We start from the raw sequence: 17148 nt of genomic DNA, 5'->3' as shown, positions 1-17148 counted from the left end.
AAGAAATTACTTATTACTTATATGCAGATAGCCGGCGAGGAAGATTTATATTCGATCATGCTCCACGCACCTGTGGGCATTTGTATACTTCATGCGGAAAGTATGAGCATTGAAACAGCTAATATTCATTTGTTAAAGCTGATCAATAAACAGGCTGAAGACCTGGCAGGGAAATCTTACCGGGAAATCTTTACCCTTGCAAAACCCGGTGATGAGTCGGCACTGAAAATAGCAGTAGAAGGCAGGCAGCACCAGGATGATAAAGGAACGATGATACAAATGCTTAATGGGAAGAAAGAGATTGTACCCGTTACCTTTGTTTATAAGCCCGTAAAGAACAACAAGGGCGAGGTTACCCGCATAGCCATATGGATATTAGAAAACACCAAAGAGGCGCTTGACGAGGAACTGGCAGCCATCAACGAAGAACTGGCCGCTACCAATGAAGAGTATGCTGCGGCCAACGAAGAGCTGGCAGCTGCCAACGAAGAATTGGCCACAACCAACGAGGAGTTGCTGGAAGCCCAGGAAAACCTCCGGCGGAGTGAAAAACTTTTCCGCTCCATTGCTCTGAACATTCCAGGTTCACTGATCCTTGTTGTTGACCGGAACCACCGGTATATGGCCATTGAAGGCGACATTATGGAAAGGATGGGTTATGACCGGCGCGACTATGAAGGCAAGCATCCGTCAGAGATTTCGCCCGAACGCTACGAAGCTTCCAGGCATTTATATGAGAGGGTTTTGTCCGGCGAAAAGTTTTCTATAGAGCGAAAGGCAGAAACGGGAGAATTTTATCTTATCCATTTTGTGCCGCTTAAAAATGACGACAACATTGTAGAATCCGGGCTTATCATAACCCTGGATATTACCGAGATCAAGCAGGCCGAAGAAAAAAGCGCAAAGCTTGCCGCGATCGTCGAAACTTCGGATGACGCCATTGTAAGCAAAACGCTGGGAAGTGTGGTCACCAGTTGGAATGCCGCGGCCGAACGAATGTTTGGCTACACAGCGGAGGAAATGATAGGGCAAACAATTTACAAGATCATTCCCGAAGACCGGCAAAACGAGGAACCGCACATTCTTTCCAGTTTAATTACAGGCGAACGGGTTGATCACTTTGAAACCAGGAGACTAACCAAAGATGGGCGGTTACTGGATGTTTCGCTAACCATCTCTCCCATTATGGATAAGCAGGGGAAAATAATCGGCCTATCCAAGATCGCACGCGATATCACAGATAAAAAGCAGGAGGAACAACGCAAAAATGACTTTATCGGTATGGTGAGCCATGAACTGAAAACGCCGCTGACCTCATTAGCTGCCATTATACAGGTTGCGCAAAAGAAATTAGCGCAGAGTGAAGATCAATTCCTTTCAGATGCGATGGAGAAGGCAAACCAGCAAGCCAGGCGGATGGCTACTATGATAAACAGTTTCCTTAATATTTCGCGTCTCGAAGCCGGTAAATTATTAATTGAGAAGCAGCCGTTCGATCTGGGGCAATTACTGCAGGAAATACTGGAGGAAACCCGGCTAACCGTAACGAGCCATATTTTCAGCCTTAAAGAATGTAGCAACCTCACGGTTAATGCCGATCGGGATAAGATCATTTCCGTTATTTCCAACCTCATCAGTAATGCCGTAAAATACTCGCCCAAAGACCGCCAGATCGATATCAGTTGTAAACTCAATGGCAATATGGTAATAGTGAGTGTAAAAGATGAAGGCATGGGCATAAAGCCCGATGATCTCGGCTATATTTTCGACCGGTATTACCGCGTTGAAACCAATCATACACGCCATATTTCCGGTTTCGGGATCGGCCTTTATCTCAGTGCCGAAATTATTAAACGGCATGGCGGCGAAATCTGGGCTGAAAGTGAATTGGATAAGGGATCAACTTTTTATTTTTCGCTTCCCCGGGCTGAATCACCCGATAATTTGTAAGTCTACGACCTGTCCAACTCCATCCCCATTCCACCAGTGTATTAACGCCAGAACCGGCGCCTCAATTCAATTTCGGTAAGCGGGTCGATTCACAAAAGATTATTCAAATGCAGAAAAATAAGGCTTGCATAAATAAAAATTATAATTTAACTTTGAATAACAAAGTACTTTTAAGTATCAATATAAGCCATGACAGAAACGAGACAATTTACAACAAGACCTTTTTTTACCGACGCTTTGGGAAAGCGTATGTTAACAGGCGCAGGTATCGGTTTATTGATGATCAGCTTTTTTGTGATCAGTGCCGGTAAGGGTAACCCTGCCTGGAATGAGTACTGGCGGGTGAAACCCCTCCTGTTAACTCCTTTTTTAGGTGCGTTGATTGGCGCCTGCTACGATTTAACAGAGCCGCTTCGCCGCCTTGATGGCTGGCTGGGGCGATTGTTCCTTGTGCTGAGTTTTGTGGGTTATTTCATCGGCTTGTGGATGGCCCTTGTATTGGGCCTCAACGGCACTATGTGGAACTGACCTGAAACATTAGCATTGGTAAAAGCTGGAAGCTGAATGCACAAAGCTTAAAAGCTAATTTATAGCTGCTATAGTGTTGCTGCATAAGCAAATGATTAATATTATTTAATCATTCACCTTTTGCTTTTGCTAATTTATCAAACTCCACCACACCTGCCCTGGTGGCCCATGTCTTGTACATGGCTTCAAGCTCGGCTACTTTTTGAGGATATTTGGCGCTAAGGTCGTTTAATTCGGAGCGGTCGGTGCTGATATTGTAAAGCTCCCATTTATTTTCGGGACGTTGTGATACCAGTTTCCAGTCTCCCTGCCTTACAGCACGGTTACCTTCGTGTTCAAAAAACAGCCCGTTATGTCCTTTCCAGTTTTGCCCCTTGAATACGGGGACAAGACTTATACCCTCTGTAGGTGTAATGTTATTGCCATGATAAACTTTAGGATAAGTTGCACCAGCCAGATCAAGACAGGTAGCCATCAAATCTATAATGTGGGCAGGCTTATTGACTATAGAACCCGGCTTAATCACATCGGGAAAATAAGCTATAAAAGGGGTAGCTGTCCCCCCTTCATATTCCCAGTGTTTAAATAAGCGGAAAGGTGTGTCGCTTACATTGGCCCCCAATGCCCCGTACGATGTAAAAGAAGTTGGGTCACTTGCAGGCTTACTGTTTGCAGCCAGCACTTCAGGAGTAAAACCCGGCCCCGAGATAGTTTCATTACTGGCGCCATTATCTGACAAGAACATGATCACCGTATTTTTATCCTCACCCAGCTCTTTAAGTTTTTTCCTGATGCGGCCTATGTTCTGATCCATCCGGTCGACCATAGCGGCATATACTGCCATTTTGGTATCAAACTGCTCCTTTTCTTCCGGGCTTAGGCTATCCCATTCCGGTACGCTCTTATCCCTTGGCGAAAGTTTTTCATCCTTAGCGATGATCCCCAATTGCTTTTGACGTTCGAGCCGCTCCTGCCTGAGCTTATCCCAACCTTTCAGGTATTTGCCTTTGTATTTAGCAATATCTTGGGGCAGTGCCTGAATTGGCCAGTGCGGACTGGTAAAAGCCATATACAGGAAAAATGGCTTGCCCGTGCCTTTATTACCTTCAATAAACTTAAGGGCATAATCAGCATAGGCATTAGTTGAATACCAGTTTGGCCCTGGTGTGTATTCCTTATCGTCTAACGCAATGGTAAGTTTTTGATTAGGGCGATAAGGCATTGTTGGATTAAAATAACTGCTTGCGCCATCTATTAAACCAAAGTAATGATCAAATCCGCGTTTAACCGGCCAGCGCAAGGGATCTGTACCCACATGCCATTTGCCTGCCATCAGCGTATTATAGCCACCTTCTTTAAGCGCCTCGGCTATGGTTACACAGTTTTGGTTCAGATAGCCCTGATAAGCCGGCACATCCCGGTGGTTTACCATATCACCAACCCCGGCCTGGTGCTGATAAAGCCCGGTGAGTAACGATGCCCGGGTTGGGCAACAGCGCGACGCATTGTAAAATTGTGTCATGCGCAAACCGCCTTTGGCCATCGCATCAAGATTGGGCGTTTGGGTTTCAGAGCCGAAACAGCCGATATCCGAGTAACCCATATCATCAGCCAGGATAATAATGATGTTTGGACGCTTAGCCGCATGCTTATCCTGGGCGAATACCGGGTTGCTTACTATAGCAAAAAGAGAAATAATTTTGAGGAACTTTTTCATAGGGGAAGCTATAAGTCGTTATCTATTTGAAATTAAGAACAATATCCTCCCTGTTGTTATGGGAAGTTTTTATCCAAAGCAAATGAGTTGCTTTATCGTAATACCAGCCCGCTGCTTTATCTAATGCCTCAACACCATTGGCCATTTTCAATGTTTCTTTATTTTCTGTTATTGAAGAAGGTTCCTTATCACCGGCCCAATGTATTTTGGCCAGATAGGTATGCTGCGCGGGGATAAAACTACCGGATGGTTTCTTAATCTGCAATTCCCAGCCACCATCACCATTTACCAATGTAACATGAGTGATTGCCTTATCCCCATGCTGATATTTTAAGGTCATGCCATCATCTTCATACAGTTTAAACTCCGACGATCCCTTGTCAGGAAATACATCAAGCGTAATTACATCTACCGGCTTTTCATCCATGTATTTCATTGGCGGTTGCATGGGGATAATGCTGCCTGCTTTTACAAAAATGGGTAAATGATCGACCGGGGTTAATATATTTATGTATTGTTTCCCGGTATATTTTGCGCCGGTCCAGTAATCAAACCAGGTGCCACGGGGTAAATATATGGTACGGGTTTGTGCACCCTTTACGGTAACCGGGCAAACCATCATGTCATCACCAAACAAGTATTGGTCGGCTATATTGTAGGTATTGGGATCCTCCTGATATTCCAGCACCAAGGCGCGCATAAGCGGCATGCCGGTTTGATATTGTGTATATGCGTTGCTGTAAATATAGGGTATCAGCCTGTAACGGAGATCGTCGTATTTTTTAAAGTTGGCTAAAGCTTCGGCCCCATAGTTCCAGGGCTCTTTATAACCCGGATGGTCCATGCCAAAAACCATAGCCACCGGACTGAACATACCGAACTGCACCCACCTCATATACAACTCCGGATCCGCCGCATGTTCAAAACCGCCCATGCAATGTGCCCAATATCCAACGCCCGACATGCCAATATTTAATCCGGCTTTTATAACCGGCGCAAAGTATTGCCATTCGCTTGGCCAGTCGCCTGCAAAAATGAACGGGTAACGCTGGATGCCGGAATAACCTTCGCGCGTTTGGTTTAAACCACGAATGCCATTGTATTGCTGAAATTTCAAATATGGTGCTTTAGCATATGCAATAGGGAATACATTATGAAGTTGTGCCACTTCTCTACCAGTAGGCCCAACTTTTTCACTTTCATTGGCTAATGAGCCAAAGGCACTGCCTTCATCTGTTTTCAGGAATTTAGCACCAATTGAGGCTACTTTCATCACGCCGTTATCCCACCACCAGTTTGCAGCCTGCTGATCAAAAAAGTTCACAAATTCGCCTGGTTTGCCATTTTCGGGATAAGTAAAACCTTTAGCCTGTGCCTCATCAAGCAGGTTCAGATTTTTAGCGTTATCAAACCTTGGGCGGATATGCAGCCCCACCATTTTAAAGTTCATGGTATACAGGCTATCAAACATGGCTTTAGGGTCTTTAAATGTTTCGCGCCATTCAAAGGTCGTGGCCCCCTTACCCCCCTTTTTACCAAACAAGCGCCAGGTGGAATCAAGAAAAAGAATATCAACCGGGATGCCCATCTCGCGCATCTTACGGGCCAGTTCTATCACATACCTATCCGAAGTAAGTTCCTCATGCCCCCAGGTGCCGCCGCTATAAGTGCCCATATGCAAACCGAAGGCAAACCTTGGCAACAATGGCGATTTACCTGTGATGCTTAAATAACTGCTTAAAATAACCGGGAACGTTGAACCGTAAATAAAGTAATAATCCAATTCGCCATCATTCGCTTTAAAGCTGTATTCATCATCAGTTTTGCTACCCATATCCCATTCGGTAGCCGATGAATTGTGCAGATATATGCCATATCCCTTGGTGCTCATAAAAAATGGCACAGGGCAATAATTGGCCTCGTTGATGTTATAGGCACCAAGCAAGTTGTTTTTGCTTTTGCCCCTACCTACATTGAGCTTTACCAGTTTGTTACGCTGGTCGGTAAAATCCATACGCTCACCAAAGCCAAAGAAATGCTCATCGGGTAACAAGTTTTTGGTACACATCACGGTATCGCCCATGTGATGCAAACCGCCGTTCTGCTTACTATCAGGCACATACTCTGATGATAACATCACACCCTTACTATCAGCCACATTGATTATAAACGGCGATTTAAACACCGTAATAATCAACGCCGATGTTTGGATTATGTATGCCGATTTAGCATCAGTTATTTTATAATCAACAGCGGGCCACTTATAAGTCTCCTGCATTAAATGCTCATCGGGCGAAAATGTACGGCTCCAGCTCGCCCTTACGCGGAACATTGAGGGCGAGCAAAATTCAATTTTAACATCGCCATTAGCATTACTGAACAACAATGCATTGCCTTGCTTTTTATAGCCGGACTTATTGCTGCCAATACCCGTTTGCGCAGAGGCAGCCACCGCTATTAATAAAACAAAGGCTAAAAACAAGGATACCTTTTTCATTACTTGCTCAGTTTATAAACTTCGCTGCCAGCCAGCAGGAAACATCCCAAACCATAGTCTTCAAAATCGGGCACGTTGTTATAGCCAACAGGCTGGCCATCCTTGGGTTCCTTGCCTGTGCCCTGCACAAAGCCGAGCATGCCATCCGGATGCAGGCATTCTTTTGCCATGGCATTCCATGCTTTGAAAACTATTGGCAAATAGGTTTTCTTTTTCAGGATGCCATGGTTAATTCCCCAGGCCATACCATAAGTAAACAAGGCTGTGCCAGACAATTCCTTCCCGCCAAAATTGGTTGAATCCTTCAGGCTCACATTCCAGTAGCCATCAACACGCTGTAATGGAACCAAAGCCTCAATCATTTCTTTATATACCGATAGATACTCGTTGCGGTGAGGTGCATTTTTAGGCATAACTTCTAACACGCGCAGCATGGCAGCCAATACCCAACCATTCCCGCGCGACCAGTAGCAATTCGCTCCGTTAGGTTCTTTATATGGAGGTACAAAGTCTTTATCACGCCACCAAAGATGATCGGCTGTATTGTACAATCCTTTACCGCCGTGAATGGTTTTTGAGTAATTGTAGATGTCGAACATCTTTTCATAATACTTATTGTCGTTATACACTGCACCAAGCCTGGCATATACCGGCATAGCCATTTGCAGTGCATCTATCCAGTTCCAGTTGTCCTTTTTTTCGCTGTTCACCATCAGGTCGATGCTTTGCTTTATTTTTTCAATCCGTTCGGGTTTTTTATCTATCAGGTAAAGATCGATATAGGTTTGCCCACAGCACTGATTGTCGGCATTGCGGGTATCAACTGTACCACGGGGGCTCCATTGGTGTTTCTCGCCCCACTCAACCGCATAATCATAGTATTTTTTTTGAGGATCAATTTTATACATCGCCATCAACCCTTCGTAATAAACAGCCCTCGTCCACAAATTACTGGTACGGGTAGTACCCTTTACCGTAACAGAAGCTCCCGGATCGGGCCATTTCTGCATAAAATAATTATTGGCCAGGGTCATACCAGCCAAAACCTCTGTTTTTGCAGGCTGTTGGGCATATGCACTACCTATCATACCCATAACAACGCACGCACTCAATACCGTTTTTATTGTAAGCAATAATTTATTCATATCGTAGATTATATATATTCTAAAACACGTAAACACTAAGGCATCTTTTTAAGCCCTTCCCACCTAACTTTCCATTTTCCGTTCTTAGGAAAACCGGGGTTAACAGTGGTTGAGCCGTCCCAGCCTGCACACATCATGGCTACAGCGGCCAGCAAACCGCCATTGCCGGGCAGGTACATGCGTAATCGCCCGTCCTGGTAATTGTGGCCGTTAGCTAAGTAAGTATTGGTTTTTATGGGCATAAATAAAGCATCGATGGCTTTATCAGGCATATTTAAGCGGGCTGCAGTCATGGCAGTCATCGGGAAATCCCAGCCCCAGGTATCCTTCCAATCCCATACGTCCCAAACCAGGTTAAAGGTTTTCTTCATTACCGTGGTATCCAGTTTATCATTATAGGGCAGCATACCATAGGCTGCTAATACTGCCGGATGATCTGTTTTTAATTTAGGGTTTGTATAGGCGTTGGGCGAACTTTCAGCAGCGAGATAAACGCCATCTTTTTGAGGCAGCGGGGCCAATTTATCCAGGATTTGGGCATACTTTTTATCCGGCTGCAGGCCCAGGCGTTTGCGCCATAGCTGAGCGGTATTTAAAGCCCAGCGCCAATATTGCAACTCATAGGTTGGATTATATGTTTCTTCGGGCTTGTAACGTTCCTGCGCCAGGATAATTCCTTTGCCTAAATTATACCGGTCATGCTCCTTATCATAAGTTGGAAATGAGGCCATAAAATCAGCGTCAGCCAATACAAGATCTTTATACTTATCCAGCGTTTGCTTATTCGGATGGGCACGATAATCCAGTTCGGCAAAATAAATAAAATGAGGCTGCTGCCAGATCAGGAATGCCCCTACCGATGATGGGCTTTCATTGCCATCTGGGTCGGTCATTTTTTGCCAGCGGACGCCATCATATCCTTGTCTTTGAGCAATAGCACGGGCATTGGCTTTTACATGATGGTACCAACCCAGACTATTTTCGAGCAGTTGCTCCCTGCCCCATAGTGCAAAATGAATCCCGTGCCACCAATGCATCTCCAGGTGGGGCTTACCATACCAGCTATTATACGTTAAACCTGTTTCCTGTGGGGGCTGATGACCAGAACATTGTATTTTGGTAAGATATTGAGACAGTATTACCCTGCGTTCCAGTTCTTTTGCCCGGGGATCGGTACTACCACTAAAATCAACCGCACCGCCGCTTTGCCAAAAGGCCTTCCATTGCTGAATGCTGTTTGTTTGCGTTTGGGAAAACCCGGGTAAAAGTGTTGTTGTTTTCTTAGGGCTAAACAAACAGGTAAATGTTAATTCATTGGTTTTGCCCTGCGGTGATAATACAAACTGATGAACAGCGATATTTTTAAGCGATGCTGCCCCATCCCAGGCGAGGCGTACAAAATACTGGTTAGTATCTAAACGATGAATGATGGCTGCCTGGCTGGCACCGGAACCAACAATTGCCGAATAGTGTTCTTGCGGATTTTTCCAATTGTCGCCATAATCGGCAAACTGATTGGAGGGGAAAGGAAAACGCAGCCTTACTTTAAGCCTGCCCTGCGCTAACAATGGCGATTGGACTTTCACCGCTACCAGGTCCTGATCCTGGTGCGCGTAGGTTTGAACCTTTACGGGCTCACCATCAAATGTAAAAGAGCTGCTAATAGCGCCCGTCCATAAATCAAGTTCCTGCCGGATATTTTGGATCTCGGTTATCTGTGCCTCGCTCCCATCCTTATGCAATAACACAAAGCCAAGATTGCCCAATTGCAGGCGATGTACATTTTCCCTAAACCAGTTAGCAGCATTCCTGTTACGGCCAGGCTGGTTCCATTGTACCGAGTAGCTTACGTTGCGGCCATTGAGCATATAGGTTTTTAATGTTTCATCAAACTTGTAGCCTGCGGTATCTTTAAAGCTGTGCCAACCCCACTCAGATTGTGTGCCTAATGGAATGCCTTTATCATAATGTTCAGGAAAGGTTTGTAAGCCTGTAGCGTCAACCGTAAAAGCAAAACGACCATTACCGACAGACAGGGAAGAAAGCGTGTCGGTGCCATTATTTATTACATTGTGCCTTTGCACCAAAGCCTTACGGTCTATTTTATTTTGCGCCCTCAATAAAACCGGCCAAACAACAGCAAATAATGCAAAATATACAGGCAGTAGTTTTTTCATATCACGGTGTTATGAATTTATTTTAAATATGAATGGCGATGCTGTCATGTATTTACCGCCCTGCGAGGTAGTAAACATGTAAGTGGGTTTACCATCTTGAAATAAAAGCTGGGGCCTTTCAAACCTGCCGTATTTGTTCAAATATTTCGGTGGCGGTGGTTGATTGATATGGTAATAATCGGCGTTAAAATAGCCTATCTCCGGCTCGTTCCATTTCTTGCCGGTTTTTGATTCCATGTACAAACCATACTGGTGATTAAATACACCCATGTCCCGGGCAAGCATTTTAAAGCGGCCCTTATCAAGCCAAACACAAGCATCCTCCAACTGGGCATTATTGCCCCGTCCCGAAAAATCTATAACCGGGTTACCGTCATATTTTATGTAAGGGCCTTCCAGTTTATCGGAAATAGCCAAACCATATTTACGATTCCCTTTTACCAGCGGGTCGGTGGATGTTTCATATTCTTTGGTGTTCCATGATTTATAAAATAGCCAGTACTGCCCGTTGGGATGCTTAACAAATGCCGGATTGGTTGTACAATGATCGTCCCATGCCCCTTCGGGTCCGGGCAAAAGCAGTGGTTCATCCGGCCGCGTCCATGGGCCATCAAGAGAATCAGCCATGGCCAACCCTATCCGTTTTGTATTGGTTTTACCGTTGGAATTACCCATAAAAAACAGGCAATATTTACCATCGACTACTTTTATCGACGGGTTATGACAGGTAGTAGCATCCCAATAACCCGGCCCCCGCGGGGCAAGGATTGTTCCCAGAAATCTAAACTCGCTTTCCGGTGTATCTGCCACGGCATGGCATATCTCGGATCCATTGATCCATCCGCCCATTTTCTTTGAAGCAACCCACCTCGAAAAAAACACATGGATCCGGCCATCGGGCCCCTCAATAGGGCTATTGCACCAAACGTAATAACCATCCATTTCCAACGCACGGCCAACAGGCCTTAGCTTTTTGGCAAATGCCGAAATATGATCATCCGTATCACCAAAGGCCAAACTTGGCAATAACGCCATTGCCGAAACCATGCTTAACTGTTCAATAAAATCTCTTCTTTTCATCATCCAAACACAATTATTTACGGAACCTATTACTTTAGATATTTATTGAGCGCCAACTGATTGAATGAACGAATGCCCTGAATAACCATGCTGGCATTTAGCTGCGCACCCGGCTCAAGCGTATGCGTGCCATCAGTGCCGAAATAGGTTGATTTAACTTTCGCTTCGCCTTCATGGTCATAATCATCGGCAATTAGTTTGTTTAGGTCGATAAAAAAAGTCCCGGTTTGTTCGCCCAACTCACGTGCCCATTGCCCATAGCTGTTTTCATTATTGCGGCCTGCAGATTTGCCATCTTTCCAGACATTACGAGGTATTGGCGAACAGATGATAGGTGTTGCCCCCTTCGCTTTAATATCCGCAATAAATTTGCGCATGTACCAGCCATAGGTATGTACCACCTCTTTTACTTTCCTTATCGGGTTATATATTTCCTGTTGTTCGTCGCCAATACCTTTGATAGTTCCGCGGGCCCGGGCTGTATCATCCAGCGCACCGGCGTCATTGTGGCCAAACTGCATAATCACAAAATCGCCGGGTTTGATTTTAACCAGTACCTTATCCCACAAGCCCATAGTTTGGAAGGTGCGGCTGCTGGTGCCGCCAAGTGCGTCATTTTCGACCGATATTTTTGTTGTATCAAAATAAGGGGCTATGTAATTTCCCCATCCCCATAAACCACCATCGCCTTTGCCCTTACCATTTTTTACGGTCGAATCGCCTATCAGGTAAAAGGTTGGCTTATCAACCGGTTTCATCAGCATAAAAGAAGATAACAGCATAACCAGGACAAGCAGTAAGCTTAAGCCGGCATTTGTACGCAACCTATTTTTCATAGCAGCTAAAATTTAGTTTTTAAGATATTTATTCAGAGGGTTTGCAGGGTTGGCTTTAATGCCATCAACTACCGATTCAGCATTTACAGTAGCGCCCATCTTGTTAGTGTGGGTATGATCTCCGGGGAAAAATTTCTTAACCGAATCGGCTCCCCATTGATCATATTTATCGGCTGTGATACGGTTCATATCAATGAAGATGACACTTTCCTGCTGTGCCACTTCCTGTGCCCATTTACCATAATCGTTATCGGCACGAATAACTTTGCCATCACGAAACTCATTCCGGGGGATCATGGATAGTACAATAGGCGTTGCACCTTTAGCTTTGGTATCCCTTATAAATTTGTGAAAATACCAACCATAGGTATGTACAGTTTCTTTAGTACCGTTAGGCCAGGTAAGCTCTACAGTTTCATTACCGGTGCCTTTTAATACCCCACGATACCCGGCTTTGGTAGTATCGGGTTTACTGCCTTCATTATGGCCGAATACCATCATCACATAATCGCCCGGCTTTAAAAGCGAATCAACCTTGTTCCACCGGCCTTCTTTGATAAAAGTGCGTGTACTGCGACCGGCCATGGCATGGTTTTCAATATTGATCTTCGACAGATCGAAATAGTATGGGATAATGCTCCCCCAGCCCCATGTTTCTTTATCGTTGTTATGCGTAGTGGAATCGCCAATTAAATAAATGGTTGGCTTTTGCTGATTGATAAAAGCCAGGCCCACAAAGGCTATTATTAATAAAGCTAAAACCGGTTTCAATACTTTCATACTATTTTTTTATGTTTTTAGGCTTCAGTTCATCGGGTGCGCCATTGGTATAGGATATGAACACCTCTTTTGAAGCCGTTTTGAAAAGATCATCAACAGTTTCCATCGAAATGCTGTCAGCAGGTTTAAACTGCGGTGACGACATATATTTTAAAATGCTGTAATATAATTGCTTTGCCGCCGGTCTGTCGTCGCCGGTTGCCGGCGAAAGATCGGCACTGCTTACCATCAGGCTGCCCTTACCTATCCTTGCTTCAAAGAGCAACGCTAAACGGCGGTTCATAAACCAGGTATCAATAGGCTGAACAATAGGGCGAAATGTTGCCGGGAAATCTTCCAGGTGCATGACCTGCGCATTCGAGAGGATATCCCACCACTGTATTTCACTGTACCCAGATGTAGGGAAATCATTAAATGCAGGATGTTTGGGATCGCACACAAAACCCAGCGTATGCGGAGGGCGCATTTTAAACCAGGAGGTATTCCAGAAAACAGGAGTAAATGATTGTATAATTTCCTTGCCCTTTATTACCTTACCCGAGGCATTCAGAAATACTTTGCCGCCATTATTGAGTACCTCTTTGGCCTTATCATCCAGCGAAGTAGTATAATACACATCGGTTTTCACAGCAGGCAAGTTTGCGGGATACACCCAAAAATCCCAGTCGTTTACATATTGAGTGTTAGGCACGGCTACTTCAAGGTTCAGTTTTACCGGCGATTTTATTTTTGATAAAGCGACATTGATCACTCCTGCCTGCTGACAGTTCCCCATTACATAGCTTTTTTTATCCAGCACACCCTCGCTGATCACTTTATGCTGAGCATCGGTTAATTTCCAGTTAAGCGTAGTTGCCATAGGCTTGCTATAGTTAAACAGCTCAACCTGCGCCTTTAGCGTTTCACTGTTTTGATAAACAAACTTTTCCGTACAGATAAGTGGTACGGTGGAATTGCAAAACCGGGCAAACTGCTTTGCTGTGATGTATCCCTTACTATCCCAAAAGGCATTAAGCACTCCAACTAAGGCAGTACCCTGACCCGGATAGTCATTTAACGAAAGCAACTGAAATCCCGAATATCCGGGCGTACGCATGGCTTTTTCAATTTCATGTTTGTAGCATAAAGCCTGTAATTTTCCCGAAGCCATCAGGAACTTCTCGGCCTCATCGGCCATGCCATGATCTTTAAGGTCTTCCTGAAAAAGTTCAAAGTTTTTGGCTTTATAGATTCCCGTATACTTTTTGATTTCTTTAAAATCGGGGAAGGCGCAATACTGGCCCATTTCGTGAGCTACAAAGGGCACATTAAACTGGGCTATCTGTTTGCTATAATCCGAATAACTTTCGGGCCGCTGGTTCCAGGCCAGGCCGCGCGCACCGGCACGGGCCATGTATTCGTTATTAGGGATCACCGGCCAGCTGCTGCCTACCGCCGCCCCTGTGTAAAGCCTGCGCGGATCTTTGGCTTTCCAGTAATCAACAAATTTGGTAAGGTATTCTACTTGTTTACCGCTTGGCTCATTACCATAAGCCATCATGCAAAATGATGGATGGTTACCGTACCATTTAACCATGCGGTTTGTTTCGTCATAAATATATTGGTCAATCGGTCGGCCCAAACCTAAGCCACTGCCATGGTTTGCCCATGACGGCCCTTCCACATGCAAGTAGAAGCCGGCTTTATCAGCTGCATCGAAAGCAGCCTCAGGCGGGCACCAGGAGTGAAACCGCATGTGGTTAAGCCCGTGTTCCCTGCAAATCTTAAAGATCCGGTCCCATTCTGCTTCGGTAGTAGGCGGATAACCGGTAAGCGGGAACTCACAGTTATTCACCGTACCACGCAGAAAAACGGGTTTGCCATTTATGGTAAATGTTTTACCATCGGCTTTAAACTCGTGCATGCCAAAATTAACCTCTCTGGTATCTGTTGATCCATCCGCAATATGCAGCATTGCTGTAAGCCGGTATAAAACCGGATTAAATTCATCCCATGTCTGCATTTTTACGCCCATCGGCAAGTCAATCGTTAACTCTGCGATGCTATCTTTGATATTAACCAGCTTGCTTACAGTGGGTATAAGTTGCGAAACCGGGCTATTAAATGCTTTGGCCGAAAGTGTGATTTTACCGTTAACAGCTCCGCGTTCAGTTTTTATCCGCACTTTAATATGAGCTGTTTTTTGTTTCAGGTCGGGGTAAACCTGGATCTCATCCATCCAGGTCTGGCTTCCGGCTCGCAACTCCATATTGCCGATCACCCCATTCCAGTTGCCCTGCGTATGGTCCGTGATACTATGAGAATCGGGCCCTACATTGATCGCCTTAACACGGTTATCAATGCATAATGTTATTTCATGTTTTCCGGGCGATAACTGATCTCCAAGATCATATTGATGCGGTGCCACCAGGCTGTTCTGCATCCCAATTTCAGCACCATCAATCCATAACCTGGTTTCAGTATGTGCCCTTTCCAGGAAAAGCACAAGATGTTTATTTTTCCAATCCGCAGGAATAATTACTTCTTTTTTATACCATGCCGCTCCCGTGTAATGTTTCGGCGGTGTAAGCCAGAAAGGTATTTTGAGGTTGCCAGGCACCCGGTACTTTGCCAAACGTGGGTTATAAAACCACGAACTATCGTAGATGCTGCCTGTCCATTTTGTTTTAAGGCTGATATCATCACCTTTTAGGTTTTGGGCCATGGAACCCGGCAAGTGAATAGTATCCGCCAGCGGTTTTAAGAACCATTTCTCTTCAATCCCCTTATCAGCGCGATCCATCTGAAACTGCCAACGACCTGTCAGCGAAATAACATTGCCATTTTTCTGTGCTGGAGGGACTGACCATGCACAAAAAAGCATTCCCAAACCCGTACCCACGCAAATAAGGATTCGCTTTAAAAGCTTGTATTTATTATTGACCAGCTCCGGCATCAGTTAAATTAAGTTTAGTATTATCCTGAGTATTGATCTGTGAGTTTTTCCACTCCCATCCTTCTGCAAACTGAACATCGCCCGCCGTGCCTGACTCAATGTTAACCCCATCAAAATGGAAATTTTGCATCGTAGACTCTTTAAGACCTATAGCGTTAATGGCCTTTTTAGCACCTGTTACTTTAATATTTGAAATAAAAACATCTTTGAAATGCGGGATCCCTTTTTCGGCAGGTTCCACTTTATGCAGGATCTTTTTCCAATGGTCGGGCAGCGTTGCTTCATTGTAACCATCGGGCAGTTTAGAATAACTATAGGTTGGGTTCCAATTCATTGTAATTTGAAAAGCCGTGCCTACGCCATTCATGGTTATATTGGTAAAGTGGATGTCCTCAACCGTACCACCCCGGGTAATGGCCGACTTAATATTTAACCCATTACTGGTTCCGTTACCTATCAGATCGGTGGCAAGCACATGCCTGATCCCCCCCGATGTTTCACTGCCGCAGGTAAGCAACCCTGCCCCCGCCCTTGATACACATTTGCGGATCACCACATATTCGGTTGGTTTATTTACCCTCAGCCCATCCCAATCCCTGCCGGCTTTAAGGCAAAAATCATCGTCGTTACAGTCAATATCGCAGTTTTGCACCAGGATCCAGCTGGACGAATCTATGTCTATCCCATCTGTCGATGGCCCATGCCCATCAACGTTATTGCGGATGGTGATGCCATCAACAGTAACATGATCTGAATAAAGCAATTGCACAGTCCAGAACCCCGCCTGTTGCAGCGTAATGTTTTTAATGGTAACATCTGCCGAATTAGAAACCAATAATGTACGCGGGCGTTTGGCGTCATAATCAACTATCCAGCGCAAACCTTTAGGGTCATATTCAGCCCGCATTTTCCGGTAGAGATCCCAAAATGGTTTACCCTGTGCGTTTACCAGTCCTTTCCCGGTAATTGCCACATTGGCTTGCCCGGCTATGTTGATCAAAGCGGCAGGCCATTTCATTTCAATACCGGCAACGCGGGTATCAATTTCGGGATAATCTTTCAGATCCTGGCTACCCAACAACGTTACTCCCTCATCAATATTCAGGCAAACATTATTCTTTAAAAAAATGGAACCTGTTAAATATTTACCGGGTTTAAATGAGACTATGCCTCCGCCCTTACCAGCGCATTGATCAATAGTTTTTTGTATGGCGACTGTGTTTAAAGTGACTCCATCATTGACCGCGCCATTATCATTTACATACCACACCATTGTTTTTTGCGGCGCGTGCCTGGCCCCAACCTTTTTTGCCCAGTCAAGCTTAGTTTGCCCGTTTACGGCATTTGCGGTAATAACTATCAGAAGAAAAGAATAGCGTAATAATTTCATAGGCAGTGTTAAGTTAACAGTACTAAGCCTTAAGTAAAAAGTTAAGCTCATTTTTTTTGACTTAGAACTTAAGACTTTCGACTAATGACTATCCATCATTATATGATTAACAT

At 44.9% G+C, this 17148-nt stretch carries 11 protein-coding genes; 2 read left to right on the top strand and 9 right to left on the bottom strand.

Annotated features, from left to right (window positions below):
* The first annotated feature begins 21 nt into the window (after window positions 1-21).
* Window positions 22-1950, top strand: coding sequence for a PAS domain-containing sensor histidine kinase (locus IEX80_RS02285; protein ID WP_188831806.1), 1929 nt, complete (start codon window positions 22-24; stop codon window positions 1948-1950).
* A 189-nt stretch (window positions 1951-2139) separates the two neighbouring features.
* Window positions 2140-2478 (top strand): potassium transporter KefB, encoded by a 339-nt coding sequence (locus IEX80_RS02280; RefSeq protein ID WP_188831805.1) that lies wholly within the window; start codon window positions 2140-2142, stop codon window positions 2476-2478.
* Between the two features lie 109 nt (window positions 2479-2587).
* On the opposite strand, the gene IEX80_RS02275 is transcribed toward IEX80_RS02280, so the two are convergent.
* Genes IEX80_RS02275 through IEX80_RS02235 form a run of 9 tightly spaced genes read right to left on the bottom strand, consistent with a single transcriptional unit; the run spans window position 2588 to window position 17035 of the window.
* The gene (locus IEX80_RS02275) at window positions 2588-4195 is read right to left on the bottom strand and encodes an arylsulfatase (protein ID WP_188831804.1); all 1608 of its coding nucleotides are present in this window, start codon (window positions 4193-4195) and stop codon (window positions 2588-2590) included.
* A gap of 22 nt (window positions 4196-4217) precedes the next feature.
* Window positions 4218-6692: a glycoside hydrolase family 31 protein gene (locus IEX80_RS02270; RefSeq protein ID WP_188831803.1), complete on the bottom strand. Its 2475-nt coding sequence runs from the start codon at window positions 6690-6692 to the stop codon at window positions 4218-4220.
* Window positions 6692-7837, bottom strand: a complete 1146-nt coding sequence (locus IEX80_RS02265) for a glycoside hydrolase family 88/105 protein (RefSeq protein ID WP_188831802.1) — start codon at window positions 7835-7837, stop codon at window positions 6692-6694. The genes IEX80_RS02270 and IEX80_RS02265 overlap by 1 nt, the downstream gene beginning before the upstream one ends.
* A 35-nt stretch (window positions 7838-7872) precedes the next feature.
* On the bottom strand, window positions 7873-10014 hold the full coding sequence (locus IEX80_RS02260) for a hypothetical protein (RefSeq protein WP_188831801.1): 2142 nt from the start codon (window positions 10012-10014) through the stop codon (window positions 7873-7875).
* Between the two features lie 9 nt (window positions 10015-10023).
* The gene (locus IEX80_RS02255) at window positions 10024-11097 is read right to left on the bottom strand and encodes a glycoside hydrolase family protein (protein WP_229701488.1); all 1074 of its coding nucleotides are present in this window, start codon (window positions 11095-11097) and stop codon (window positions 10024-10026) included.
* Between the two features lie 26 nt (window positions 11098-11123).
* Window positions 11124-11930, bottom strand: a complete 807-nt coding sequence (locus tag IEX80_RS02250; protein ID WP_090525143.1) for a rhamnogalacturonan acetylesterase — start codon at window positions 11928-11930, stop codon at window positions 11124-11126.
* Between the two features lie 12 nt (window positions 11931-11942).
* Complete coding sequence (locus IEX80_RS02245) at window positions 11943-12710, bottom strand: rhamnogalacturonan acetylesterase (RefSeq protein ID WP_090525141.1); 768 nt, start codon at window positions 12708-12710, stop codon at window positions 11943-11945.
* A gap of 1 nt (window position 12711) precedes the next feature.
* Window positions 12712-15645, bottom strand: coding sequence for an exo-beta-1,4-galactosidase (locus tag IEX80_RS02240; RefSeq protein WP_229701487.1), 2934 nt, complete (start codon window positions 15643-15645; stop codon window positions 12712-12714).
* Window positions 15626-17035: a glycoside hydrolase family 28 protein gene (locus IEX80_RS02235; RefSeq protein WP_188831800.1), complete on the bottom strand. Its 1410-nt coding sequence runs from the start codon at window positions 17033-17035 to the stop codon at window positions 15626-15628. Before IEX80_RS02235 ends, IEX80_RS02240 begins: the two co-directional genes overlap by 20 nt.
* Window positions 17036-17148: the final 113 nt, after the last annotated feature.

Source organism: Mucilaginibacter rubeus, assembly GCF_014643835.1.
Taxonomy (GTDB): Bacteria; Bacteroidota; Bacteroidia; order Sphingobacteriales; family Sphingobacteriaceae; genus Mucilaginibacter; species Mucilaginibacter rubeus.
The sequence above is the reverse complement of the archived record's forward strand: the minus strand, read 5'-3'. Positions and strand labels throughout refer to the sequence as shown.

Bases quoted from the DNA above. Each gene is read 5' to 3' on its own strand.
- IEX80_RS02285 (WP_188831806.1), top strand. From the start codon at position 22: ATGCAGATAGCCGGCGAGGAAGATTTATATTCGATCATGCTCCACGCA.
- IEX80_RS02280 (WP_188831805.1), top strand. From the start codon at position 2,140: ATGACAGAAACGAGACAATTTACAACAAGACCTTTTTTTACCGACGCT.
- IEX80_RS02275 (WP_188831804.1), bottom strand. From the start codon at position 4,195: ATGAAAAAGTTCCTCAAAATTATTTCTCTTTTTGCTATAGTAAGCAAC.
- IEX80_RS02270 (WP_188831803.1), bottom strand. From the start codon at position 6,692: ATGAAAAAGGTATCCTTGTTTTTAGCCTTTGTTTTATTAATAGCGGTG.
- IEX80_RS02265 (WP_188831802.1), bottom strand. From the start codon at position 7,837: ATGAATAAATTATTGCTTACAATAAAAACGGTATTGAGTGCGTGCGTT.
- IEX80_RS02260 (WP_188831801.1), bottom strand. From the start codon at position 10,014: ATGAAAAAACTACTGCCTGTATATTTTGCATTATTTGCTGTTGTTTGG.
- IEX80_RS02255 (WP_229701488.1), bottom strand. From the start codon at position 11,097: ATGATGAAAAGAAGAGATTTTATTGAACAGTTAAGCATGGTTTCGGCA.
- IEX80_RS02250 (WP_090525143.1), bottom strand. From the start codon at position 11,930: ATGAAAAATAGGTTGCGTACAAATGCCGGCTTAAGCTTACTGCTTGTC.
- IEX80_RS02245 (WP_090525141.1), bottom strand. From the start codon at position 12,710: ATGAAAGTATTGAAACCGGTTTTAGCTTTATTAATAATAGCCTTTGTG.
- IEX80_RS02240 (WP_229701487.1), bottom strand. From the start codon at position 15,645: ATGCCGGAGCTGGTCAATAATAAATACAAGCTTTTAAAGCGAATCCTT.
- IEX80_RS02235 (WP_188831800.1), bottom strand. From the start codon at position 17,035: ATGAAATTATTACGCTATTCTTTTCTTCTGATAGTTATTACCGCAAAT.